This window comes from Pseudonocardia sp. DxW, from assembly GCF_058448985.1.
In genome coordinates, this window is record NZ_JBZFLK010000016.1 from 133,754 (window position 1) to 157,661 (window position 23,908).

Annotated in this window: 24 protein-coding genes; 12 read left to right on the top strand and 12 right to left on the bottom strand. The window is 70.8% G+C overall.

All coding sequences use genetic code 11. The annotated features are described in order from the left end of the window. Positions 1-124: 124 nt before the first annotated feature. The 11 genes from ACVJO7_RS23810 to ACVJO7_RS23860 all read left to right on the top strand — a co-directional run bounded on the left by ACVJO7_RS23810 (position 125) and on the right by ACVJO7_RS23860 (position 9,416). Complete coding sequence (locus ACVJO7_RS23810; RefSeq protein WP_491674710.1) at positions 125-682, top strand: flavin reductase family protein; 558 nt, start codon at positions 125-127, stop codon at positions 680-682. Positions 683-737: 55 nt separating this feature from the next. After that, the gene (locus ACVJO7_RS23815) at positions 738-2,330 is read left to right on the top strand and encodes a 4-hydroxyphenylacetate 3-hydroxylase family protein (protein ID WP_491674711.1); all 1,593 of its coding nucleotides are present in this window, start codon (positions 738-740) and stop codon (positions 2,328-2,330) included. Positions 2,331-2,371: 41 nt separating this feature from the next. Then, the gene (locus tag ACVJO7_RS23820; RefSeq protein WP_491674712.1) at positions 2,372-3,238 is read left to right on the top strand and encodes a dioxygenase family protein; all 867 of its coding nucleotides are present in this window, start codon (positions 2,372-2,374) and stop codon (positions 3,236-3,238) included. A gap of 79 nt (positions 3,239-3,317) precedes the next feature. Next, a complete protein-coding gene (locus tag ACVJO7_RS23825; protein ID WP_491674713.1) occupies positions 3,318-4,439 on the top strand; it encodes a muconate/chloromuconate family cycloisomerase in 1,122 nt (373 codons plus the stop codon). Positions 4,440-4,441: 2 nt separating this feature from the next. After that, complete coding sequence (gene catC / locus ACVJO7_RS23830; RefSeq protein ID WP_491674714.1) at positions 4,442-4,729, top strand: muconolactone Delta-isomerase; 288 nt, start codon at positions 4,442-4,444, stop codon at positions 4,727-4,729. Then, positions 4,726-5,529, top strand: a complete 804-nt coding sequence (locus tag ACVJO7_RS23835; protein ID WP_491674715.1) for an adenylyltransferase/cytidyltransferase family protein — start codon at positions 4,726-4,728, stop codon at positions 5,527-5,529. The genes catC and ACVJO7_RS23835 overlap by 4 nt, the downstream gene beginning before the upstream one ends. Then, positions 5,526-6,017: a nuclear transport factor 2 family protein gene (locus tag ACVJO7_RS23840; RefSeq protein WP_491674716.1), complete on the top strand. Its 492-nt coding sequence runs from the start codon at positions 5,526-5,528 to the stop codon at positions 6,015-6,017. The genes ACVJO7_RS23835 and ACVJO7_RS23840 overlap by 4 nt, the downstream gene beginning before the upstream one ends. After that, positions 6,014-6,790, top strand: coding sequence for a 3-oxoadipate enol-lactonase (gene pcaD / locus ACVJO7_RS23845; RefSeq protein WP_491674717.1), 777 nt, complete (start codon positions 6,014-6,016; stop codon positions 6,788-6,790). The genes ACVJO7_RS23840 and pcaD overlap by 4 nt, the downstream gene beginning before the upstream one ends. A 1-nt stretch (position 6,791) precedes the next feature. Further along, positions 6,792-7,553, top strand: coding sequence for a CoA transferase subunit A (locus tag ACVJO7_RS23850; RefSeq protein ID WP_491674718.1), 762 nt, complete (start codon positions 6,792-6,794; stop codon positions 7,551-7,553). Then, the gene (locus ACVJO7_RS23855; RefSeq protein ID WP_491674719.1) at positions 7,553-8,209 is read left to right on the top strand and encodes a 3-oxoacid CoA-transferase subunit B; all 657 of its coding nucleotides are present in this window, start codon (positions 7,553-7,555) and stop codon (positions 8,207-8,209) included. The genes ACVJO7_RS23850 and ACVJO7_RS23855 overlap by 1 nt, the downstream gene beginning before the upstream one ends. Further along, complete coding sequence (locus tag ACVJO7_RS23860; protein WP_491674720.1) at positions 8,202-9,416, top strand: acetyl-CoA C-acetyltransferase; 1,215 nt, start codon at positions 8,202-8,204, stop codon at positions 9,414-9,416. The genes ACVJO7_RS23855 and ACVJO7_RS23860 overlap by 8 nt, the downstream gene beginning before the upstream one ends. Positions 9,417-9,706: 290 nt before the next feature. Here the strand turns inward: ACVJO7_RS23860 and ACVJO7_RS23865 are convergent, their stop codons facing one another. From ACVJO7_RS23865 to ACVJO7_RS23920, 12 genes are all read right to left on the bottom strand, one after another. Then, complete coding sequence (locus tag ACVJO7_RS23865; RefSeq protein ID WP_491674721.1) at positions 9,707-10,489, bottom strand: helix-turn-helix domain-containing protein; 783 nt, start codon at positions 10,487-10,489, stop codon at positions 9,707-9,709. Continuing rightward, positions 10,486-11,847, bottom strand: a complete 1,362-nt coding sequence (locus tag ACVJO7_RS23870) for a site-specific integrase (protein WP_491674722.1) — start codon at positions 11,845-11,847, stop codon at positions 10,486-10,488. The genes ACVJO7_RS23865 and ACVJO7_RS23870 overlap by 4 nt, the downstream gene beginning before the upstream one ends. Beyond that, positions 11,844-12,635 (bottom strand): AAA family ATPase, encoded by a 792-nt coding sequence (locus ACVJO7_RS23875; protein WP_491674723.1) that lies wholly within the window; start codon positions 12,633-12,635, stop codon positions 11,844-11,846. Before ACVJO7_RS23875 ends, ACVJO7_RS23870 begins: the two co-directional genes overlap by 4 nt. Further along, positions 12,632-14,215 (bottom strand): transposase, encoded by a 1,584-nt coding sequence (locus ACVJO7_RS23880; RefSeq protein ID WP_491674724.1) that lies wholly within the window; start codon positions 14,213-14,215, stop codon positions 12,632-12,634. Before ACVJO7_RS23880 ends, ACVJO7_RS23875 begins: the two co-directional genes overlap by 4 nt. Further along, the gene (locus tag ACVJO7_RS23885; RefSeq protein WP_491674725.1) at positions 14,212-14,463 is read right to left on the bottom strand and encodes a hypothetical protein; all 252 of its coding nucleotides are present in this window, start codon (positions 14,461-14,463) and stop codon (positions 14,212-14,214) included. The genes ACVJO7_RS23880 and ACVJO7_RS23885 overlap by 4 nt, the downstream gene beginning before the upstream one ends. A 107-nt stretch (positions 14,464-14,570) precedes the next feature. Next, on the bottom strand, positions 14,571-15,170 hold the full coding sequence (locus tag ACVJO7_RS23890) for a recombinase family protein (RefSeq protein WP_491674726.1): 600 nt from the start codon (positions 15,168-15,170) through the stop codon (positions 14,571-14,573). A gap of 321 nt (positions 15,171-15,491) precedes the next feature. After that, a complete protein-coding gene (locus tag ACVJO7_RS23895) occupies positions 15,492-16,571 on the bottom strand; it encodes an alpha/beta fold hydrolase (protein ID WP_491674727.1) in 1,080 nt (359 codons plus the stop codon). Positions 16,572-16,615: 44 nt separating this feature from the next. Beyond that, a complete protein-coding gene (locus tag ACVJO7_RS23900) occupies positions 16,616-16,933 on the bottom strand; it encodes an EthD family reductase (protein WP_491674728.1) in 318 nt (105 codons plus the stop codon). Between the two features lie 184 nt (positions 16,934-17,117). Continuing rightward, complete coding sequence (locus tag ACVJO7_RS23905) at positions 17,118-17,972, bottom strand: dioxygenase family protein (RefSeq protein ID WP_491674729.1); 855 nt, start codon at positions 17,970-17,972, stop codon at positions 17,118-17,120. A gap of 29 nt (positions 17,973-18,001) precedes the next feature. After that, positions 18,002-19,591 (bottom strand): 4-hydroxyphenylacetate 3-hydroxylase N-terminal domain-containing protein, encoded by a 1,590-nt coding sequence (locus tag ACVJO7_RS23910; RefSeq protein ID WP_491674730.1) that lies wholly within the window; start codon positions 19,589-19,591, stop codon positions 18,002-18,004. 69 nt (positions 19,592-19,660) lie between these two features. Next, complete coding sequence (locus tag ACVJO7_RS23915) at positions 19,661-20,587, bottom strand: alpha/beta hydrolase (protein WP_491674731.1); 927 nt, start codon at positions 20,585-20,587, stop codon at positions 19,661-19,663. A gap of 6 nt (positions 20,588-20,593) precedes the next feature. Next, positions 20,594-22,237 (bottom strand): flavin-containing monooxygenase, encoded by a 1,644-nt coding sequence (locus ACVJO7_RS23920; protein WP_491674732.1) that lies wholly within the window; start codon positions 22,235-22,237, stop codon positions 20,594-20,596. A 284-nt stretch (positions 22,238-22,521) separates the two neighbouring features. Between ACVJO7_RS23920 and ACVJO7_RS23925 the strand changes: the two genes are divergently transcribed. Then, positions 22,522-23,721: an IS701 family transposase gene (locus ACVJO7_RS23925; protein WP_491674733.1), complete on the top strand. Its 1,200-nt coding sequence runs from the start codon at positions 22,522-22,524 to the stop codon at positions 23,719-23,721. Positions 23,722-23,908: the final 187 nt, after the last annotated feature.

Here is a 23,908-nt window from a genome sequence, read left to right on the forward strand (position 1 = left end):
TCCCGCAGTCCCCGGCCGAGCTCGAACGCGCGCAGGGGTTGACGGATCGGGTGAGGCACGGCACTCTCAGCCTTGCACGGATAACGTGCATAATGCACGCACAGCGTGCATGGAGGTGAGGTCAATGTCGATCGACCCGAAAGAGCTGCGGCGATGCCTGGGGCACTTCGCCACCGGCGTCACGGTGATCACGTGCTACGGCCCGGACGGGGCGCCGCACGGCGCCACGGTCAACGCGTTCACGGCCGTGTCGCTGGATCCGCCGCTGGTCCTGGTGTCGCTGGACCGCCGGTCCAAGGTGTGCGGTCTGGTCGAGTCGCGGCCGTTCACGGTCAACGTGCTCGAGAGCGAGCAGAAGGACCTGGCGCTGCACTTCGCGGGCCGACCGAACCAACAGGTGCGGTGGGCGCCCGACAGCGACTGCGGCGCCCCGCGCCTCGACGGCACCCTCGCGCACATCTCGTGCACGCCGTGGCAGTCCTACGACGGCGGTGACCACGTCCTGTTCCTGGGCGAGGTCCAGCAGTTCCACATCCACACAGGCCGACCGCTGCTGTTCCACAGCGGGCAGTTCCACCACCTGGGCGGGGACCACAACCCACTGCTCTGGGACGGCTCGGCCGACGGGCCGGACGGCGGCATCACGTTCTTCTCGGCCCAGTCCACCGCCCAGCGGCCCTGAGCACCCACCGGTCCCCGGCCACTTCCCGCAAGCCATCCAGACGAAGGAGTCGACAATGACGTTGCAGCAGGACCACACGAGCGTGCCGACCGACGCGAACGGCAAGGTCAGCCGGCCGCTGACCGGTGACGAGTACATCGAGAGCCTGCGCGACGGCCGCGAGGTCTACCTGTACGGGGAGAAGGTCGACGACGTCACCACCCACCCCGCGTTCCGCAACGCGGTGCGGATGACCGCCCGGCTCTACGACTCGCTGCACGACCCGGCCAAGGCCGACGTGCTCACCACCCCCACCGACACCGGCAGCACCGGTGTCACCCACCCGTTCTTCCGGACCCCGCACTCGGTCGAGGACCTGAAGAAGGACCGGGACGCGATCGCCGAGTGGGCGCGCATGACCTACGGGTTCATGGGCCGCAGCCCCGACTACAAGGCCGCGTTCCTCGGCACGCTGGGCGCGAACTCCGAGTTCTACGACCCGTACGCGGCCAACGCCAAGCGCTGGTACCAGGAGTCGCAGGAGAAGGTCCTCTACTGGAACCACGCCATCATCAACCCGCCGGTGGACCGCCACCGCGACCCCGACGAGGTCTCCGACGTGTTCATGCACGTCGAGGAGGAGAACGACAACGGCGTCGTCGTGTCCGGCGCCAAGGTCGTCGCGACCGGGTCGGCGATCACCCACTACAACTTCCTGGCCCACTACGGGCTACCGATCAAGAAGCGCGAGTACTCGCTGGTCTGCACCGTGCCGATGGGCGCACCCGGCATGAAGCTGATCTGCCGCCCGTCCTACGCCCAGCAGGCCAACACGATGGGCAGCCCGTTCGACTACCCGCTCTCGTCGCGGATGGACGAGAACGACACGATCTTCGTGCTGGACAAGGTCCTGATCCCGTGGGAGAACGTGTTCATCTACGGCGACGCCGAGAAGGCCTCCACGTTCTTCCCCGGCTCCGGGTTCCTGCACCGCTTCACCTTCCACGGCACCACCCGGCTCGCGGTCAAGCTCGACTTCCTCGCCGGGCTGCTGATGAAGGGCCTCGAGGTCACCGGCACCAAGGACTTCCGCGGCGTACAGACCCGCGCCGGTGAGGTCATCGCCTGGCGGAACATGTTCTGGGCGCTCTCGGACGCGATGTGCACCAACCCCGACGAATGGGTCAACGGCGCGAAGCTGCCCAATCTCGACTACGGGCTGGCCTACCGCTGGTTCATGACCATCGGCTACCCGCGCGTCCGCGAGATCATCATGCAGGACCTCGGCGCCTCACTGATCTACCTGCCCAGCCACAGCGCCGACTTCCTGTCCCCGGAGGTCCGCCCCTACCTGGACAAGTACGTGCGCGGCTCGAACGGCTACGACGCCGTGGACCGGGTCAAGCTGATGAAGCTGATCTGGGACTCGATCGGCTCCGAGTTCGGCGGCCGCCACGAGCTCTACGAGCGCAACTACTCCGGCAACCACGAGGGCGTGCGTGCGGAGCTGCTCTTCGCCGCCGAGCAGTCCGGCACCGCCGCGGCGATGAAGGGCTTCGCCGAGACGTGCATGGCCGAGTACGACCTGAACGGCTGGACGGTGCCGGACCTGATCAACCCGGGCGACAGCCAGGTCGTCGGGCTTCGTGGCGGCAGCCGCAAGTACTGAGCAATCGCACCGCTGTCTCGACGACGAGGAGAACCACCACCATGTCCACCACAGAGACCTCACCCACCGCGACCTCACCCACCGCAGCAGGCTCCGGCGCCAGCGCCACCGAGGCCTTCCGCGCCAGCACCGCGGGCCGCGAAGTCGCCCAGGTCGACCAGGAGCGCGTCAGCACCGTAGTCGGTGCCGTGCTCAAGGGCATCCACCAGGCGATCCGCGACGAGGCGGTGACCTACCCGGAGTTCCTGGCCGCCAAGCAATGGCTGATCGAGGTCGGGGAGGGCGGCGAGTGGCCGCTGGTGCTCGACGTCCTCGTCGAGCACGCCGTCGAGGAGGTCGCGGCCCGGACCCAGACCTGCACCAAGGGCTCCATCCTCGGCCCGTACTACCTGCCCGACCAGGCCCGCCTGGACACCCCGGCCACCCTGCCGCAGCGCCCCGACGAGAAGGGCATCCCGCTGGTGCTCTCCGGTGAGGTCCGGAGCACCGACGGCACCCCGCTGGCCGGGGCCGAGCTCGACATGTGGCAGGCCGACGAGCAGGGCTACTACTCCGGGTTCGCGCCGCACCTGCCGGACGGGAACCTGCGGGGCGTCGTGGTCACCGACGACCAGGGACGGTTCGAGATCTCCACGATCCAGCCCGCCCCGTACCAGATCCCGACCGACGGCCCGACCGGCAAGCTGCTCGAGGCCGCCGGCTGGCACCCGTGGCGACCGGCCCACCTGCACCTGATGGTCCGCGCGGGCGGGCACCGGACGATCACCACCCAGCTCTACTTCACCGGTGGCGACTGGCTGGACAGCGACGTCGCGTCGGCGACGAAGCCCGAGCTCGTCATCGACCCGGTCGACCGGGGCGACGGCACCACCGCGGTCCGCTACGACTTCACGCTCGACCCGGCGTGACCCCAGGCGCCGGGGCCCGGCCGGGCTCCACAGCCCCGGCCGGGCCCCGGCGCCCCCAGCGAGAACGGAGAACCTCCCGATGAGCGAGATGCGCATCGAACGGGTCGAGACCGTCGTGGTCGACATCCCCCTGCGCCGTGCCCACCGGTTCGCCCGGGCGAGCATGGACGCCCAACCCGTGCTCTACGTCTTCGTCCGCACCGCGGGCGGGGTCACCGGCGTCGGTGAGGGCGTCGTACCCGGGGGGCCGTGGTGGGGCGGCGAGTCCGTCGAGACCATGCAGGTGATCGTCGAGCGCTACCTGGCCCCGGTCCTGCTGGGCCGCCGGGTGGACGAGATCGCCGGGATCCTGCGCGACATCACCGACGTGGCCGCGGCGAACCTGTTCGCGAAGACCGCGGTCGAGGTGGCCCTGCACGACGCCTGGGCCCGCCACCTCGATGTCCCGGTGCACACCCTGCTCGGCGGCCTGGCGCGGACGAGCATCCCCGTCACGTGGGCACTGGGCACCGAACCCGCGCAGGTCGTCGTCGAGGAGGCACTGGCCAAGCTCGACACCGGACTGCACCGCTCGTTCAAGCTCAAGATGGGCGCACAGGACCCGGCCGACGACGTCGCCCGGATCGTGGCCGTCGCCGAGAAACTCGCAGGCGTCGCCGGGGTGCGGGTGGACATCAACGCCCGCTGGGACCGACTCACCTCGCTCACCCACCTTCCCGCTCTGGCCGAGGCGGGCGTCGAGCTGATCGAGCAGCCGGTGCCCGGCCACGACGTGGACGCGCTCGCCGCGATCGCCGCGGCACTGCCGATCCCGATCATGGCCGACGAGAGCCTGCGGACCCCGGCCGACGCCATCCGGCTCGTCGACGCACGGGCGGCCGGGGTCTTCGCGGTCAAGACGACCAAGAGCGGCGGCCTGCGCGCCAGCCGCGCGATCGCCGAGATCGCCGCCGCGGCAGGCATCCCGTGCTACGCCGCCACGTCGATCGAGAGCCCGATCGGCACCGCCGCGTCACTCCACTTCGCCTGCTCCACCCCGACACTCGGATGGGGAAGCGAGCTGTTCGGCCCGCTGCTGATGGCCGAGGAGATGCTCGTCGAACCGCTCGTCTACGACGCCGACGGCCTCCACCTGCCCGACGGCCCCGGCCTGGGCGTCGAGCTCGACCCCGCCCAGATCGCCGCGTTCAGAAGGGACTGACCATGCTGTTCCACGTCCGGATGGACGTCGCCATCCCCCACGACCTCGACCCCGACCATCGCGCCACGATCGTCGCCGAGGAGAAGGCCCGTGCCCTCGAGCTGCAGCGCTCCGGCGTGTGGCCGCACCTGTGGCGGATCGTCGGCGAGTACTCCAACATCAGCGTCTTCGACGTCGAGTCCGGCGACGAGCTGCATGCGCTGCTGTCCTCGCTGCCGCTGTTCCCCTACCTCACCTGCAAGGTCACCCCGCTGGCCACCCACCCCTCGGATCTCCAGGCGCAGCCGTGACAGCCGCACTGCGGGATGCGCCGGTCCGGACACCGCTGTGGTTCGGCCTCGACGAGGTGCCCGCCGACCTGGGCCCGAGCGTGGTGACGATCGGGGTGTTCGACGGCCTGCACCGCGGGCACCGCAGGCTGGTCGACCACGCCCGCCGGATCGCCGACGAGCGCGGCCTGCCCCTGGTCCTGCTCACCTTCGACCCGCACCCGGCCCGGGTCCTCGGCCTGGCCCGGGACACCGCGACGCTGACCACCCTCGAGTACCGGGCCGAGCTCGCCGGCGCCGCCGGGGTCGACGCGGTGTGCGTCCTGCGCTTCACCCGGGAACTGGCCGGGCTGAGCCCGGACGCCTTCGCCCGGTGTGTGCTGGCGGGCGCACTCGGCGCCCGCGCCGTGGTGGTCGGGGCGAACTTCACCTTCGGCGCCCGGGCCGCGGGCGACGTCACCGCCCTGCACGGGCTCGGTGCCGATCTGGGCTTCACCGCGCACGGGGTGCCGCTGCTGCAGGCGGTCGGCACCCCGTGCTCGTCGACCTACACCCGGCGCTGCCTGCGCGCCGGGGACCTCGACGCCGCGACCCGCGCGCTCGGCCGCCCGCACCGGGTGGACGGCAACCGCAGCGGTGACCACGTGGAACTCCCCGCGGACACCGCGCTGCCCCCGCCCGGCCGCTACCTCGCCACGGTGGACGGACACCGGGGCATCGTCGAGGTGACGGGTACGGACACCCTGCGGATCCACGGCGGTCCGGTCGGCGACGGCCCGACCACCGTGGCCTTCCACGGTCGAGAGGCAGGAAGCCGATGAGCGATCTCGAACAGCGGGTCGCCCGGCTGGAGGCGTACGAGGCGATCCGCGCCCTCGACGCCCGGTACTGCCGGGTCCTCGACGACGGCGACTGGGACAGCCTGGTCTCGCTGTTCACCGGCGACGGCGAGTTCGTCGGCCTGTCCCGGGCCCGCGGGCCCGCCGCGCTGCGCACCTTCTTCGCCGGACTCGCCGACGCCGGGCTGACCGCGTTCTGGCACCACGTCACCAACCTCGAGATCACCCTCGACGGGCCGGACGCGGCACGGGCCCGCTCGTTCCTCTGGCAGCCGTGTGTGCAGGACGGCGTCCCGCACATCGCCGCGGGCCGCTACCTCGACACGCTCCGCCGCGTCGACGGCACCTGGCGCTACGCGACCAAACAGGTGGCGTTCGACTACTTCGTCCCGCTCACCGACGGCTGGGACCACGGGCGCTTCACCGTCGCCTCGGCCGCCGCGACCTACCCCGGGAGATCCGACGCATGACCACCGCTCTGCACCACCGCATCGACGGGCCCGACGACGCACCCGTCCTCGTGCTCGGCCCGTCGCTGGGCACCGACCTGCACCTGTTCGACGCCCAGGTCGCCGGGCTGGCCGACCGCTTCCGGGTCGTCCGCTTCGACCTGCCCGGGCACGGCGGGAGCCCCGCCCCCGCCGGGCCGTACACGATGGCAGGCATGGCAGGCGACGTCGCCGCGCTGCTGGACCGGCTCGGGATCGACCGGTTCCACTACGCGGGGGTCTCGATCGGCGGGGCGATCGGCCAGCAGTTGACCCTCGACCATCCCGACCGCGTACTCAGCCTCGCCGTGATCGCGTCCGCGGCCCGCTTCGCGGACCCCGCCAGCTGGCCGCAGCGAGCGGCCGCCGTCCGGGAGAGCGGCACCGAGACCATCGTCGCGAGCAGGCCCGGCACCTGGTTCGTGCCCTCCTTCGCCGGCACCGACGAGGCGCAGCGACTGCTCGCAATGCTGCGCGCCACCACCGACGAGGGCTACGCGGGCTGCTGCGAGGCGATCGCGACGTTCGACGTGCGCGACCGGCTCGTCTCCATCGGCGTCCCGGTGCTCGCGATCGCAGGCGCCGAGGACCCGGCGACCCCGCCCGACATGGTCCGGGTGATCTCCGACGGCGTCCCGGACGGCCGGTTCGAGGTCGTCCCCGACTCCGCGCACCTGCTCAACGCCGAGAAGCCGCAGCGGGTCACCGGCCTGTTGGCCGAGCACCTGGCACCCGTCGACACCAGCCGGGGCTGAGGTGGACAAGGTGGTGGCATCGGCGGCCGAGGCGGTCGCCGACATCGGGGACGGCGCGTCGCTGGCCGTCGGCGGGTTCGGCATGTCCGGGGTGCCCACGGTCCTGATCGCCGCACTGCTGGAACAGGACGCGACCGACCTGGAGACGATCTCGAACAACCTCGGCGTCGACGGCTTCGGGCTGGGCAACCTGCTCGCCGCGGGACGGATCCGGCGCACGATCGGCTCCTACGTCGGCAACAACAAGGAGTTCGCCCGCCAGTACCTGGCCGGCGAGATCGAGCTCGAGCTGACTCCACAGGGCACGCTCGCCGAGCGGTTGCGGGCCGGCGGTGCGGGGATCCCGGCGTTCTACACCCCGGCAGGCGTCGGGACCCTCGTCGCGGAAGGAGGGCTGCCCTGGCGCTACGCCCGAGACGGCTCGGTCGACGTGGCATCCCCGGTCAAGGAGGTCCGCGAGTTCGACGGGACGTCGTATGTGCTGGAGCGGGCGCTGACCCCGGACTTCGGGCTGGTGCACGCCTGGAAGGGCGACCGGCACGGCAACCTCGTCTACCGGCGCGCCGCACGGAACTTCAACCCGGACTGCGCCGCCGCGGGCCGGATCACGATCGCCCAGGTGGAGCACCTGGTCGAGCCGGGCGAGATCGACCCGGACACGGTGCACACCCCCGGCATCCACGTGCAGCGCGTGGTGCACGTGCCCGACGTGGACAAGCCGGTCGAGTTCAGGACCCTGAGAGAAAGAGCGGTGCGTGGCTGATGGCTCTCACCCGCGAGGAGATGGCCGCCCGGGTCGCCGCCGAGCTCCCGGACGGCTCCTACGTCAACCTCGGCATCGGGATGCCCACGCTGGTCCCCGGCCACATCCCGCCGGGGCGGACGGTGGTGCTGCACTCGGAGAACGGGATCCTGGGTGTCGGCCCCTACCCGACCGACGACGAGGTCGACCCCGACCTGATCAACGCAGGCAAGGAGACCGTCACCGTCGACGACGGCGCCGCCTACTTCGGCTCCTCGGACTCGTTCGGCCAGATCCGGGCGGGCAAACTCGACGTCGCCGTCCTCGGCGGCATGGAGGTCGCGGCCAACGGCGACCTCGCCAACTGGGCCGTTCCCGGCAGGATGATCAAAGGCATGGGCGGGGCGATGGACCTCGTCCACGGCGCGAGGAAGGTCATCGTGATGATGGACCACGTCTCCAGGGACGGCACTCCGAAGATCGTCGAGCGGTGCAGCCTGCCGATCACCGGGCTGGCCTGCGTCACCCGCATCGTCACCGACCTCGCCGTCATCGACGTGACGCCGGACGGCCTCGAACTGGTCGAGACCGCCCCCGGCGTCACACCCGACGAGGTCCGCGAGAAGACCGCCGCCCGGCTGACCGGGCTCGAGCACCAGGAGGCCGCCCGTGCGTGACGCCGTGATCTGCGAACCACTCCGGACCCCGGTCGGCGGATTCGGCGGAGGGCTGCGCGACGTCCCCGCGCACACCCTGGCCGCCACCGTGATCCGCGCCCTGCTCGACCGCACCGGGCTCGACCCGTCCGTCGTCGACGACGTGCTGCTGGGCCACTGCTACCCGACGATGGACGCCCCGGCGATCGGCCGGGTCGCCGCGCTGGACGCGGGGCTGCCGGTGACGGCGTCGGGTCTGCAGATCGACCGGCGCTGCGGCTCCGGGCTGCAGGCGGTGCTCTATGCGGCCATGCAGGTGCAGACCGGGGCGAGCGAGGTCGTGCTGGCCGGCGGCGCGGAGTCGATGTCGGGCGCGCCCTTCTACTCCACCGCGATGCGCTGGGGCGTCAAGGGCGGCCCGGGGGTGACGCTGCACGACTCGCTGGCGCGGGGCCGCGTGACGGCGGGCGGCGAGCACCACCCGGTACCCGGCGGGATGATCGAGACCGCGGAGAACCTGCGCGAGGAGTACTCGATCCCGCGCGAGGAGCAGGACGAGTTCGCGGTGCGGTCGCACCAGCGGGCGGCGGCGGCGCAGGCCGAGGGCCGGTTCGCCGACGAGATCGTCCCGGTCACGGTGCAGGGCCGCAAGGGCGACGTCACCGTGGACACCGACGAGCACATCCGGCCGGACGCGACTCCCGAGACGCTGGCGAGGCTGCGCCCGATCATGGGCAGGCAGGACACCGAGGCCACCGTCACCGCGGGCAACGCCTCGGGGCAGAACGACGGCGCGGCGATCTGCGTCGTCACCAGCGCGGAGAAGGCCGCGGAGCTGGGCCTGCGCCCGCTGGTCCGGCTCGTGTCCTGGGGGGTGGGCGGCGTGGCGCCGAAGACCATGGGCATCGGCCCGGTCCCGGCCGTCGCGAAGGCGCTGAAGCAGGCCGAGATGGCCCTGTCCGACGTCGACCTGATCGAGCTGAACGAGGCGTTCGCCGCCCAGGTCCTGGCCTGCACCCGGGAATGGGGGTTCACCCCCTCCGACTTCGACCGGATGAACGTCAACGGCTCGGGCATCTCGCTGGGCCACCCGGTCGGCGCGACCGGCGGGCGGATCCTGGCCACCCTGACCCGGGAGATGGTCCGCCGCGACGCCCGATACGGCCTGGAGACGATGTGCATCGGCGGCGGCCAGGGCCTCGCCGCGCTCTTCGAACGAGTCACCTGATGGGCAGGCGGCCGCGGCCGCAGAGTGTCCCCGGCGCGGCTCCAGCGGGCAGGGGCGTGCCATCGCCTGGGGAACCGGATTTCACTGCCATCTATATTTGGCGCCGTCAGACTGTCGTTCTACCGTCGCTCCACAGAGGAAGGGGTGAAGGAGGAAGGCAAGTGTGGAACGACATGGAGATGTCAGCGGGAACGACAGGTCGTGTCAGCAGACGGCGCCACGGAAATGTCAGCAGCTGTGGGACGGCGCAACGGGAACGAAGGGGCTCGGCGACAGCCCGATGAGTCGCGCTACGGCGCCGGCGGGCCAGGGTCTGCAGCGAGGCCGTAGTGGGCGTCCTCGGTGAGTTCGAGGTAGCTGCCACCGGGGTGGCGGCGGACGAGTCCGCGTTGTTGTAGAGCGACGACCGCTGCTGGGTCGTAGGCCAGGTGCCGCTCGGTGATGGCCCGGGGGGCGTGGGCGATGGCATACAGCAGGCGAGCGATCTCGACGTCCAGGCCCGGTTCGGGATCGTGGAGCCGGTGCAGCGCGACGCGTTGGGTGTCGGTGAGGTGTCGGTCCTGGGCGCGCAGCCCCCGGATCGGGGCGGGGCTCGTCGCTGCCGGGTCGTGCTCAATGCGCAGTCCGGTGTCGTCGAGCTGGGCGTCGAGGGCGGCCAGGGCGTCGACCAGGCGGGCGAGGGTCCAGCCCAGCGCCTCGGCCAGACGGGCGGGGCTGACCGCGTCCGGGGCGCGGCCCGGTGGGCAGGTCACGGTGGCCAGTGCGGCCGCGATGACGGCGACGTCCGCCGGCTCGTCGTGAGCGAGCTGGCGTCGCCGTAGAGCGTTTCGGGTGGGTGCTCGGAACAGTTCGGTCGGGTGCAGGTCGAGGACCTGGCAGAGCCGTTCGAGCAGGCCCAGGGAGACGGTGTCGTGGTCGTTGTCGGTCCACAACCGGGCGGGGCCGGTGACCGCGCCGGCGCCGACCCGGTTGGCAAGCTCGGTGTGGGTCATCCCGGCCGCGACGCGGCGCTGCTCGACCAGCGTCCAGTCGATGACCAAACGGCGGGCCGGCCGCCGCGGACGGTCGGTCACGAGCCGCTCCGCGAGAGCGGGTGCAGGTCGGTCACGGTCGTGTGCCGGAACGACGCAGCAGGCAGCACGACCCCGGCGTGGGTCGCGCCGGTGTGGCCAAGCAGGGCCAGGGCGCGGTCATCGAGCGGGGCACTGTCGGGTCGAGCGAACAGCCAGCTCGCACCGGCCGGGGCGTCGGTGTCCGGAGAACCGGATGTGTCGCTGGGCGGGAGGGACGACCGGCGAGCCAAGGCGGCGCGCACCAGGCCGGCCGCGCGTGCGGGGATGCGGTAGCTGAGCATGCTGCTCAGGCGCACGTGCAGGCCGCCGCGGTGCGCGGTGAGGGCACCCGGTCGTAGCCGGCACAGCCGGCTCGCTGGTAGCCCCGTGGCGCGGGTGAGGACCACGGCCGCGGCCGTGATCGGGTCGTAGAGACCGCGGAGCCGGGTCACGGTCGACGGGTCGAGGCGCGGTTCGAGCTGCACGGTCGCCGCGGCCCTTGTCCGGCGCGAGGGTGGGTGTACGTCGAGGAACAGGCCCTCGGCGAGCAGCCCGGCCTGCGCGGCCCGCACTCGGGTGAGGACCTCGTCGGTACTGGTCGCGTCGATCGTGAGCTGCTGCAGCACCGCATCAGCGAGATCGGCGCGACTGATGTTGCTGAGCAGGCTCAACCGCAGCCCCTCGGCGTGGGTGCGGGCCTGCGCGAACGTGCCGCGATAGACGGCGTCGACCCGGGCGAACCCGGCCGCGGACAGCAGGCGGCGGGCCGTGGCCCGAAACTGCGGGAACTCCACATCGGGCACCGCCGGGAACCGGTCGTGGTCGTCGTCCCACCCGGCGGCGACAGCGTCCGATGGTGTCAGCGCGGTCAGTCCGGCCCGCCACGGCCGCACCAGCGGAACACGGCCACCGTGGGCCGCGGCGACCGCGGCGCGCCCATCAGTGGCGGCAGCTCCGGTCTCGACCAACCACAACCGTGTAGTGGCAGCGCTGGCCAGGACGGCGAGGTCGCCCCAGCAGACGGCGGGGAGCTGGTCAGCGCGCAGCACGACCAGGTCCGTGACGGGTTCGGCCGCGAGCCAGCACCCGGCCAGCTCCCAGGAGCGGTGGCTGGGGCGCTGCACCGGTCGCGCGGTCGGGGACTTGCCCAGCGCGACCAGCAGGGCCGCACCCAGGTGCGGGCGCGAGCCAGTGCCGGGCTGCGGCAGGCACACCACCACACCCCGACCGACGGCGTGGCATCCCGTCACCGCGGACACGCAGGCCGGCGAGTCGCCGGGGTCAGTGAGTACCGTGACCGCCGGCGCGACCGCCCCGGGCACCGCACGACCGGCCCCCGGAACGGGGTCGGCGCCGGTGCCGGCCACCGTGGTGGTCACGACGCACTGGTGGCGGCCGGTCGGGAGCGGACGCCGCCGTGGAGGGCAAACGCGTTGCGCGCGATCTGCTCGTCGAGCTGCTCGACGCCGGTGCCCTGGCACAGCTCGACCGCGGTCGCGGTGAACGCGGCCCAGTCCCGCAGGTTGCCGTGGGCGAAGTGGTCATCGACGAACAGCAACAGCTCAGCGGTGGCCCCGTCATAGATCCGGTGGTAACGCGGCAGCAGCGCACACACCTGCGCGCCCGACAGCGGCGAGCACACCACCCGGCGATAGATCCGCGAACGCAGCATCGGCTCACGAGCCAGCACCTGCCAGGCGCCGTCCCCGCCGACCAGCAGCAGCCCGAACCGGGTCAGCCGGTGATCGTGCAGGTAGCGCAGGAACTCGATGCACTCCCTGTTGAGCTGCTGGGCTTCGTCGACTACCACGAGTCGTTCCCGCCCGTCCCGGCCGCGGTGATCGGCCAGCTGCTCGAGCAGCTCGGCCGAGAGCGCGAACCGGTCCCGGCGCTCCGGCGCGACACCGCACAGCTCGGCGAACAGGGTGGCGGCCACCAGCCGCATCGTCGGCCGGCTGGGAAACGACACCCAGCAGGCATCCACCCGGTCGGTGCGCCGCGCGAGGGCCTGTTCCACGGCGAAGGTCTTACCCAGCCCCGCCTGCCCGTGCACCGCGCCCATCGCGCGGGTGGCCACCAGATCGGCCACCGCCTGATCGACCAGCGCGAGCGCCTCGGTCGGCAGCGTGGCCGCGCCGTCGAGATCCAAGAAGTGGCGCACACTCACCGGCGCTCTCCCTCGGCATCGTCGCCACCGGCTCCCGCAGACCGCCCAGTCCCGGCCGGGTCGGGCGGCTCGTCGGTGGGCTGGGGCGGGTTCCAGTAGTCGAAGTCGCGGTGCAGGTTGAGCAGGTCGGTGCGGGCCAGCCGCTGCAGGTCCCGGTCGCGGGCCTCGATGTCGCGCTCGCCGGTGTCGCGGCGCCGGTCGGTGCGGGCCTGCTCCGCGCTGATCACGGTGACCTCCTCCGGCTCGCCCGGGGCGGTGATCGGTGCCAACCGCGCCCGCGCCCGGCGGCTGGTGCGGCGCTGGCGGCGCCCGAGCTCGGCGGCATCAGCACGGCGCCGGGCCAACACCGCCTCGCGCTGCTCGGGTGAGAGCGCGCCCTGCGGATACGCGGTGCACAACCACGTGTCCCCGCGGAAGATCTCGATCTGACGGTGGTCGTGCGGGCTGTAGCGAACCTGCACCCGCTCACCGACCCGGCCGTTGAGCTCGCCGGCGATGAAGGTGTGCCCGGCGAAGTGCACCCCGTCGCGCTGCACCGTCCGTTCGGCATCGGCCAGCAGCAGCCAGCGCAGCTGCTCGGCCCCCACCTCCTGGATCGGCGTCGGGTCGGCCTGCCAGCGCTGCAGCGGGGTCTGCCCGCCCAGCCCGGAGTGCGCGCGCACGGTGTTGTACTCGATGACCCACTCGGCGAACCGGTCCACGAACAACGCCAGCGCCATCGGCGCCGCCTCCGGCCCGTACAACCGCCCATCGGCCGCGCGCGGGCCCTCGGTGTGAAACGGCAACCCGGACAGAAACTCCTGATCCACCGTCCGGTTCGCCCGCTCGACCTTGCCCTTCTGATACGGGGCGTAGCCGTCGGTCGGGTCGAACGTCGTGCCCAGCGTCGCGCACACCCGCCCCAACGCGGTCGTGGCGAACTCCAGCCCGTTATCTGGGACCAGCGCCCGCGGCACCCCGCCGAACGGGCCCCGCTGCGGGTCGACCACCAGCCCGCGGTGCAGCGCGGCCAGCACCGTCGCCGCGTCCGGGCGCAGCGACAACGCCCATCCCATGATCAGCCGCGAGTAGCAGTCCAGGAACATCGTCACCCACGGCTTCACCGGCCGCGCCCCGCGCGGCGGCGTGACCAGCACCGGCAGCTCCTTGTGATCGGCCTCCCAGCGGGCGTTGCGACACACCGGCTCCCACCGCAGATAGACCTCGTGGCGGCGCCGGCCCGCCACCCCGTCGACCACCGCGGCCCGTTCGCCCGGGGTGAGCTCGCGGGCGAAGGCGCGTTGCAGTGTGCGCAGCGGCGGCACCGGCTCGTCGTTGGCCTTGCGTGCCCGCCACAACGCGGTCACGTTCCCGGCCCAGTCGGCATAGTCGCGCCGGTCTTGCTCGGTGAGCTCGTACTGGGCCGGCGTCCGCCGCTGCGGCGTGACCTCTCCGGCCGCCCACCGCCATACCGTGCGCTCGCTGACTCCCAGTGCCGCGGCCACGACCACCGCCTCCGCCCGACCGAATCGACCCTCGGCCCGCTGCTGCTGCAGGCGCTCGACGAGCACCGCGCGGGCCCGCGGGTCGATCTGGTTCACCGCGCCAACTCGCCCACACAGTCCGGGCACACCAGCCCGGACAGCCGCCAGCCACGCCCGGCCAGCCAGCCCTGCACCACGGCCGTGGCCCCCGTGTCCCCGGCCACGAGGTCGCCGCTCAGCAGTGGACCGTCCCCGCACCGCACACAGGCGACATCGGTGACCGGGCCGGGCGGGGTGCAGCCGCGACAGAAGTGCCGCTCGAGCACCGCGCCCGCGGCGGCCGGGTCCGGCAACAGCCAGGTCATCGCCACCTCCGCACGCTCGATCGGGTTCGACGGCTCCCGCCCGCACTCGACACAACGACACTGCTCACGGCCCCGATACGCCGCTCGTGCACCCTGATCGCGGGCCATCAGCGCGCCTCCATCTCCGCACGCGCCGCCCCCGCGGTGCCGGCACTGCGGTCGAGGTAGCCATACACCGTCGGACGGGCCACCCCGAGCAGCGCAGCGATCTGGGCCACGGTGTGCGTGCCGGCGTCGTAGAGCTGCTGGGCATGCGCGGCCTGCTCCGGGGACAGTCGCGGCTTCCGCCCACCCTTACGGCCCCGCGCCCGGGCCGCGGCCAGCCCGTCACGGGTGTTGGCCACGATCAGCTCCCGCTGGAACTCGGCCAACACCGACAGCATCCCGAACATCGCCCGCCCCTCCGCGGTGGAGGTGTCGATGCCCTGCTCGAGCACCCGCAACCCGATCCCGCGCTCACGCAGCTCCGCGCCCAGGGTGACCAGGTGCAGCATCGACCGACCCAGCCGGTCCAGCCGGGTGATCACCACCGTGTCCCCGCCGCGCACCAACCGCACCACCAGATCCAGCTGCGGCCGCGACGCTTTCGCCCCGGACGCGTAGTCCACATACACGTCCGCCGCGGCCACCCCCGCCCGGGTCAGCGCGTCGACCTGATGCGCCGGGTTCTGCTCCGCGGTCGACACCCGCGCATACCCCACCAACATCTGTCGACAATAGCGCCGGAAGACCGTTCACCGACGTTGATTCACAACGCGTGTTCCCGACAGCATCGACCTGCGGGTTCGTCGGCCGGTCGACGGGCGTCGGCAAACGACCATTTCACGACAGCAGCGGACAGGAGCTTGTGTGGGAGCACAGTCGACGGAGAGCGCCGAGCCGATTAGCGGCCCTACCTGGGCGGCCGCTGTATTCGGTCGCGGTCCAGATGGTTGGCCCGACCAGACCGGGCCGGGGGTCTGTCTTCGGAATGCAGAACGGCCGCACGCCGGGCGACCTGCGGCCGTTCTTGGGTGTTCGTCTGCTGCTCAGACGGGTGATGTGAGGAGTTCGGTGAGGTGGTCGTCGACTTCCTTGAGGTAGGTCTGCTCGAAGCCGAACAGGCCGAAGTGGCCGGCGATCGAGTGCACCACCCTCAGCTCGCTGTTCGGGGTGAGCTCCTGCTCGGCTTGGGCGTCGCGGACCGGGAAGAACATGTCTTCGTCGTGGGGCATTACGAACACCTTGGCCGTGATCTGCCCTAGCGCCGCGGCGAGGTCGCCGCCGGTGTTGCGGGAGACATCACCGCGCTGCCACTTCCAACCTTGGAGCAGCAGTGAGTTCGGGTCCATCGCGCTGAACACGCCGCGGAGGAAGCGGTCCTTGAACTCGATGGCGTTGTCCCAGGTCACGTCGGGTAGCTCGATGTTGCGCCAGAACTCGGTTTTCCAGAACTCGGTGGACAGGCCCATCACCGCCCACAGGTCCGCGTGCCGTGCGAGCCCGCGTGCGACGTCGGTGTGCGTGGTGTACTCCCCGCCGTTCCAGCCGGGGTCGTCGGTGATCACGTCGAGCAGGGTCTGGGTGAACAGAAAGTCGTGCGGGGTGTTCTTGGCGGTCCCGGCGATGGGCGCTGCGCGCAGCACCTTCTCCGGGAAGCGGACGGCCCACTCCCAGGTTTGCTGGGCGCCCATCGAGCCGCCGACGACGGCGTGCAGCCGCTCGATGCCGAACTTCTCGCGGAGCAGTTGCTCCTGGGCGCGGACGTCGTCGCTGATGCGCACCTTCGGGAATTTCGACATCGCGATCGTGCTGTTGGGGCCGTCTGCGTTGTGCGGCGAGGTCGACAGCCCGTTGCCGATCTGGTTGATCACGATGATGAAGTACTTGTCCGGATCGAGTGCCCGGCCCGGCCCGATGTAGACCATTTCCCAGGTCTGATGAGTCCCGGAGAACCAGGTCGGGACGCAGATCGCGTTGTCTTTGGCGTCGTTGAGCGTGCCGTAGGTGGCGACGGCCAGCTGCAGGTCGGGGATGATCCCGCCCTCTTCCAGCCGGAACTCACCGAGGCTGTGGAGCTCGTAGGCGCCCTGGACCTCGGGGGTGTAGAAGGGGTTGGTCAGTGCCATCGAAAGCCTTTCTCAGAGCGGGTTCAGACCGACCGGAGGCCTGACTAGTTCGGGGTGTTGACCTCGCCGAACTCGATATCGACGCCAGCACCCGCGAAGTTGTCCAGGTCGGCGACTGTGGCCTCCCCCTGCGGGGAACCGAGCGCGGCCAGAGCGTCCTGCTTGGAATCCCAGCGCAGCACGGCGACGACAAAGTGCGCCGGCTTCGTGCCGTCGGGCGTCTCGCAGCGGATCCAGCCGATATCACGCACGTTGGGCAGCTTCGCTGCGAGCGGGATGTGCACGTCGCGGTAATGCTTGAGAAACGCCTCCGGGGCCTCCGGGTGCGCGTAGACGGCGGTGAGTTGGTACAAGATTTCCACCTCTCGATGCTCTCTGGCGATTCGTTGTGGTCTTCTGATAATCGGATGAGAAGGGGGCGTCGAGAGGGGCCGGCAAGAACTTCCTGGGCGCGGCGATCCGAGCGACGCGCTGGTTCTGTGCCCACGCGTTGACGGCTCTCAGGTGGTCCATGCCGGCCCCTCTTGGCCGGGTGCAGGCCGTTCGTTATTCGGGTTCGAGAACGAAGTCGTAGCGCGAGTACGTCCGACCGTCCGCCCCGGGTTGTGGGTCGAGGATGAGTTCGGTCTTGGTGGCCTGGGCGACATCGTCGTTGAGCCAGTCACCTCCGGTGAAGTAGAGCTGAGTGGTGATCGTGCGGAATCCCGGTGCACCGACCAGCAGGTGCAGGTGTGCGGGGCGCCATGGGTGCCACCCGGCGGCCTCGATCATCTTCCCGGTCGGTCCGTCGTGCGGGATTCGGTAGGGCGCCGGCTGCACGGTGGTGATCTCGAAGTGGCCCTGCGCGTCGGTCTCCACCACACCACGCAGGTTGCCTTCGGGCAGGTGCGGGGCGAACCCGGAGTAGTAGCCTTGATGATCGGCCTGCCAGATGTCGAGCTCAGCGCCGGCGACCGGGGCACCGTCGGTGCCGCGGACCTGTCCGGAGAACACCAGTGGGGTGCCGGCCTCGTCCGGTCGCATCGGTAGCGCGGTCACTGCGGGCAGGCGTTGCTGGTCGGGTAGGTAGTAGGGGCCCAGGATGCTGCCCTTGGTGCCCTGCTGGGCCGAGGCGGCCACGTCTTCGACGATGTGCTCGATGAACACGTCGAGCAGCAGTGGCCACTCGCCGGCCTCGCCGACCTCGATCAACCACTGCTTGGCGACCTGGAACTCCGGATAGCTCACCTGCTGCTCGCGGATCGCGCCGTGAATGCCGGTCAGCACCGCGGAGACGACCGCGCTGATCCGCTCCGGGCTGGTGTCACCGCCCCCCTCGATGCGCTGCAGGCTGGCGCGGAACGCCTCGGTGGCGTGGGTCCCCGCCCCCTCGGCGGTGGGCGAGTCGTGTGCGGTAGTCATGGTAGGAACTCCTCCCAGCGCATCGGCGCTCAGAACTGCGGGTGCCCGTTGCCGCGGATGACGTTGACGTCATCGTTGTTGATCAGGTCGGGGACGGTCCAGCCCTTGAGGTCGTACTCGTCGAGGCACTGCTCGGCGAAGCCCTTCATCGCCCCGGCCATGCCGGACTGCTCGGCGGCGCCGAGCAGCTCGGCGCGCACGCCCTCGTGGTTGCCGGAGTAGTTGCGCTCGTAGAGCTCGTGGCGGCCACCGAACTCGGTGCCGATCGAGTCCCAGATCAGCTTCATCAGCTTGACCCGGTCCACGGCCTCGTAGCCGTTCGAGCCGCGCACGTACTTGTCGAGGTAGGGCCGCACCTGCGGGGACAGGAAGTCCGCGGCGTGGCTGGGCAGGTAGATCAGCGAGGCGCCGAGGTCCTGCATGATGATCTCCTTGACCCGGGGGTAGCCCTGGGTCATGAACCAGCGGTAGGCCAGGCCGTAGTCGAGCTTGGGCAGCTTGGCGCCGTCGACCCACTCGTCGGGGTTGGCACACATGGCGTCCGACAGGGCCCAGAACATGCTGCGCCAGGCGATGACCTCACCGACGCGGGTCTGCACCCCACGGAAGTCCTTGGTGCCGGTGACCTCGAGGCCCTTCATCAGCAGGCCGGCGATGAAGTCGAGCTTGACCGCCAGGCGCGTGACGCCGTGGAAGGTGAAGCGGTGCAGGAACCCCGAGCCAGGGAAGAACGTCGAGGCCTTCTCCGGGTCACCGTAGATGAAGACGTTCTCCCACGGGATGAGCACCTTGTCGAGCACGAAAATCGTGTCGTTCTCGTCGAGCCGGCTCGACAGCGGGTAGTCGAACGGGCTCCCCATCACCGCGGCCTGCTGCGAGTACGACGAGCGGCAGATCAGCTTCATGCCCGGCGCGCCCATCGGCACCGTGCAGACCAGCGAGTACTCCCGCTTCTTGATCGGCAGACCGTAGTGAGCCAGGAAGTTGAAGTGGGTGATCGCCGAACCGGTCGCCACGACCTTCGCGCCGGAGACCACGACGCCCTTGTCGTTCTCCTCCTCAACGTGCATGAACACGTCGGACACCTCGTCCGGCGGCCGGTGCCGGTCCACCGGCGGATGGACGATCGCGTGGTTCCAGTAGAGGACCTTCTCCTGCGACTCGGTGTACCAGCGCTGGGCGTTGTCGGCGAACGGGTCGTAGAAGTCCGAGTTCGCACCGAGGGTGCCGAGGAAGCTGGCCTTGTAGTCCGGGGAGCGGCCCATGAAGCCGTAGGTCATCCGGGCCCACTCGGCGATCGCGGTCTGGTCGGCCTTGAGGTCCTCGACCGACCGCGGAGTGCGGAAGAACGGGTGGGTGACCCCGGAGCTGCCGGTGTCGGTGGGGACCGTCAGCTTCCCCTGCTTGTCCGGGTCGTGCAGGGCGTCGTAGAGCCGGGCGGTCATCCGGACCGCGTTGCGGAACGCCGGGTGGGTGGTGACGTCGTCGACCTTCTCGCCGTAGAGGTAGACCTCGCGGCCGTCGCGCAGGCTTTCGACGTACTCCTCACCGGTCATCGGCCGCGTCACGCGGCCGGCGTCGTCGGTGGGGGTGGGCACGGAATCCTGTTGCAGGGTCATCGTCGACTCCTTCGTCCGGGCAGGCTGGCTCGGGTCGGCACCCGCAGTGCGCGGGCTGGTGAGGGCGCGTCAGAGCGTCGTGGCCAGGTGCGCCACGACCGCGTCGTGGATCTCGGCGCTGCGCGGGACGGCACCGGAGGCCCAGTACAGGGCGTGTACCAGGCCGTCGACCCGGGTGGCCGTCACGTCGACGCCGGCCTCCCGCAATGACGTCGCGAATGCCTCGCCTTCGTCGCGCAGCGTGTCGTACTCGGTGGTCACGACGAGCGTCGACGGCAGCCCCGCGAGGTCGTTACGCGGCAACGCCAGTCGCGGGTCCGCCACGTCTTCGGGACCGTTGACATACTGCGCCCCGAACCAGGCGAGCGCGTCGAGGTGGATCAGGTAGCCCTCGGCGAACTCTGTGCGCGACGCGGTCTGCGCGGCCGGGTCAACCAGCGGGTAGACCAGCACCAGGGACCGCACCACCGGTCCGCCCTGGTCACGGGCCCCGATGACCGCCGCCGCGGCGAGGTTCGCGCCGGCGCTGTCGCCCATGACGGCGATCCGGTCGGCGTCGCCACCGTGGGCGCCGATCTCCTTGGCGCTCCACTGCAGCGCCGCGACGACGTCGTCGTGGGCGGCCGGGAACCTCGACTCCGGTGCCTTCCGGTAGGTGGTCGAGACGACCACCGACCCGGTGTCGAGGGCGAGCGCCCGGGCCCGCTCGTCGACGACGTCCAGGCCGCCGCCGACGAACCCGCCACCGTGCACGTACACCAGCACCCGGAACGGGCCGTCCCCGAACGGCGTGTAGACCCGCAGACGCTGCTCCGGCGAGGGGCCGTAGCTCGCGTCGGCGACGCCAGCGACCTCACGCGGGGGCTGCTGCAGCCCGGTCAGCGAGTCGAGGGTGGCGCGCGTGGCGTCAACCCCGATCTTCTCGAACGATTGGAAGCCCTGGGCCCCGAGGCCGTCGATCAGGGCCTTCACGTCCGGGTCGAGTGGCATGGTCATCCCCTCTCAGGCCCGCGCGAGGGCGCGGTCGGCGGAACCGGTGATCGCGAAGCCCTCGTAGCCGTTGGCCACGACCTCGTCGCACTTGGCGCGGTAGGTCGGCGCACCGGCGAGGTAGACCAGGGGTCGCCGCGGCTTGCCCGGCACGTTCCCGCCCATGTACCAGGACGTGGACGAGTCAGGTAGCAGCGTGGCCTGTGCCACCTCGTTGGTGTGCGCGACCCACTCCCGTTCGGCCTCCGGCGTCGGCTCGATGACCGCCTGGCCGTTCCGCTCGAGGTGGTTGATCGCCTCGACGGAGAAGTCGACGTGGTCCTCGATCGCCAGCGGCATGTTGTAGAGCACCGACGGGCTCTGCGGCCCGGTGATCATGAACAGGTTCGGGAAGCCGGCGGCCATCAGGCCGAGGTAGGTCTGCGGCCCGTCGGCCCAGTGCTCGTTCAGCGACACGCCGCCGCGACCACGGACGTTCATGGCCAGCAGCGGGCCGGTGCAGGCATCGAAGCCGGTGGCCAAGATCAGCATGTCGAACTCGATCTCGGTGCCGTCGGCCAGCCGGACGCCGGACGCGGTCACCTCCTCGATCGGGTTCGACCGCACGTCAACCAGATCGACGTTGGACCGGTTGTAGGCCTCGTAGTAGTCGGTCTCTAACGGCGGCCGCTTGGTGCCGTAGGGGTAGCCGCGCGGCGCGAGCAGCTCGGCCTTCGCCGGGTCCTCAACGCGCTCGTAGATCCGGTCCCGGATGTACTGGGCGACCGTGTCGTTGGCCTCGTGGTCGAACAGGATGTCGCCGTAGGCGTCGATGAACAGGCGGAAGCCGCCGCGGTTCCACCGGTCGTCGAAGACCTCCCGGCGCTCCTCCGGGGTCGCCGCGAGGGCCGAGGGCTGCACCTCGGAGTAGGGGACGCCGAGGAAGGCGTTGCGCGACGCCTCGCGGATGGCCGGGTAGTCGGCCTTCTCGGCGGCCTCCTCGGCCGGGTCGGTCGGGTAGTTGCCGATCGGGGTGGCGTAGTTCGGGGTCCGTTGCAGGACCGTGAGGTGGCCCGCGAACTTCGCGATCTCGCTGATCGCCTGGATCCCCGAGGAGCCGACGCCGATGATGCCGACCCGCTTGCCCTCGAAACTCACGTCGTGCTTCGGCCAGTTGCCGGTCATGTACAGCTCGCCGGCGAAGTTGTCGGCGCCGGTGAACTCCGGCTCCTTGGGCACCGACAGTGTTCCGGCGCCGGAGATGACGTAGCGGGCGCGGTGTGTCTCGCCGCGGTCGGTGGTCGCGGTCCACACCGAGTCCTCGTCGTTCCAGGTGAGCGAGGTGATCCGAGTACCGAATCGGATGCTGCGGCGCAGGTCGAAGCGGTCGGCGACGTGGTTGAGGTAGCGCAGGATCTCCGGCTGGGCCGGGAAGCGCTCGGTCCAGTGCCACTCCTGCTGCAGCTTCTCGTCGAACGAGTAGGAGTAGTGGACGCTCTCGATGTCCACCCGGCAGCCCGGGTAGGCGTTCCAGAACCAGGTACCGCCGACACCGTCCGCGGCGTCGAAGGCGATGACGTCCCTACCCTGCTGGTTGCGCAGCGCGTGGATGGCGTACAGACCGGCGAACCCGGCTCCGACGATGATCGCGTCGTGGCGTGCGGTGGTGGAGGACACCACAGGAACCAGCCTCCTTGCATGGTGACGTGGTGATCAGCGGTCGTCTGTGACCGTCGTTACACCGTGACGGCGGGTCCCATGGGATGGATAGCGTGGAATCACCCCATTGCCGTGACCGGAGACACCCCCGCGGTCGGAGCGTTACCCGGGTATCCACGCTCCGTAGTCAGGTATGGCCGCACTGGCTGACCCCAGCTAGGCAAGCTGGGTGGTTAGTACTGCAACGGCGGTTTCGGCGTGTCGTGAGAGGCTGACGGTCGTTCGGCGGTGATGATCGCCGTGTGGTGGATCTTGCTGGGTGGGTAGCGGCGTTGGACCAGGTCATAGCCTCGATCGGTCCTCGGTTCTTCCGTCGTGAGCCCCGCGCGCGGGCCGGAGCGTACGTGCGCGGGCTGCTGGCTGGGCTGGAGCGCAAGAACGGCTGGACCCTGGCCGAGCACGCCGGTGCGGTCTCGCCGGACGGGACGCAGCGGCTGCTGCGCACCGCGGACTGGGACGTTGACGGGGTCCGCGACGACCTCCGCGACTACGTCCTCGACACACTCGGCGACCCGGTGAGCGGGGTGTTCGTCATCGACGAGACCGGGTTCATCAAGAAGGGCACCGGCTCGGCCGGGGTGCAGCGCCAGTACACCGGCACCACCGGCAAGATCGACAACTGTCAGCTGGGTGTCTTCCTGGCCTATGCCAGCGCTCGAGGGCGGGCGTTGATCGATCGGGAGCTGTATCTGCCGACCTCGTGGACCGAGGACCGCGAACGGTGCGCGAAGGCCGATGTCCCCGACGAGGTCGGGTTCGCGACGAAACCACAGCTCGGGATCGCCATGCTCGAACGCGCCCGCTCGGCCGAAGCGCTCACAACAGGGTCGTGGGTGACCGCGGACGAGGCCTACGGTCAGAACCCCACCTTCCGCACCTGGCTGGCCGAGCGCCAGATCCCGTTCGTGCTCGCCACCCGCAACGACGACGTCCTGCGCTGCACCGACGGGCACCGCCGCCAGGCCAAGGTCCTGGCCACGATCGCCGGTGCCCGCGACCCCGGCACCGGCGCCAGCGGGTGGGAACAGCGCTCGATCGGGCCGGGAGCGCACGGGCAGCGGGTCTACGACTGGACCGCGGTGGCCCTGGAGTCCACGGGGCTGCCGGACGAGTGGGGGCACTGGCTGCTGGTGCGTCGCCAGACCGAACCCGACGAGGACAAGACGGTGCGTGAGCTGGCGTTCTACCGCTGCGCCGCACCCGCGAACACCCCACTCCGCGAGCTGGTTCGGGTTGCCGGGGCGCGGTGGGCGATCGAGGAGTGCTTCCAGACCGCGAAGAACGAAGCCGGGCTCGACCACTACCAGGTGCGCTCCTACCGAGCCTGGTATGCCCACATCACCCTGGCCATGCTCGCCGCCGCCTACCTCGCCGCCACCCGCGCCACCGAACACGAACGCGAGACCGAAAAGGGGGATCCTCAACCGGCCGTCGTCGACTGATCCCACTGTCGGGCAACGAGATCCGCCGCCTCCTCGCCACTCTCGTCTTCACCCCGCTGACCTGCGTCGACCACGTCATGCATTGGTCGACATGGCGACGCGAACGCCAGCAACAGGCCCGCGACTGCCACTATCGGCGCCGCGGTGAGCGACCACCGGGCTAATCAACTGCCGTTGCAGTATTAGA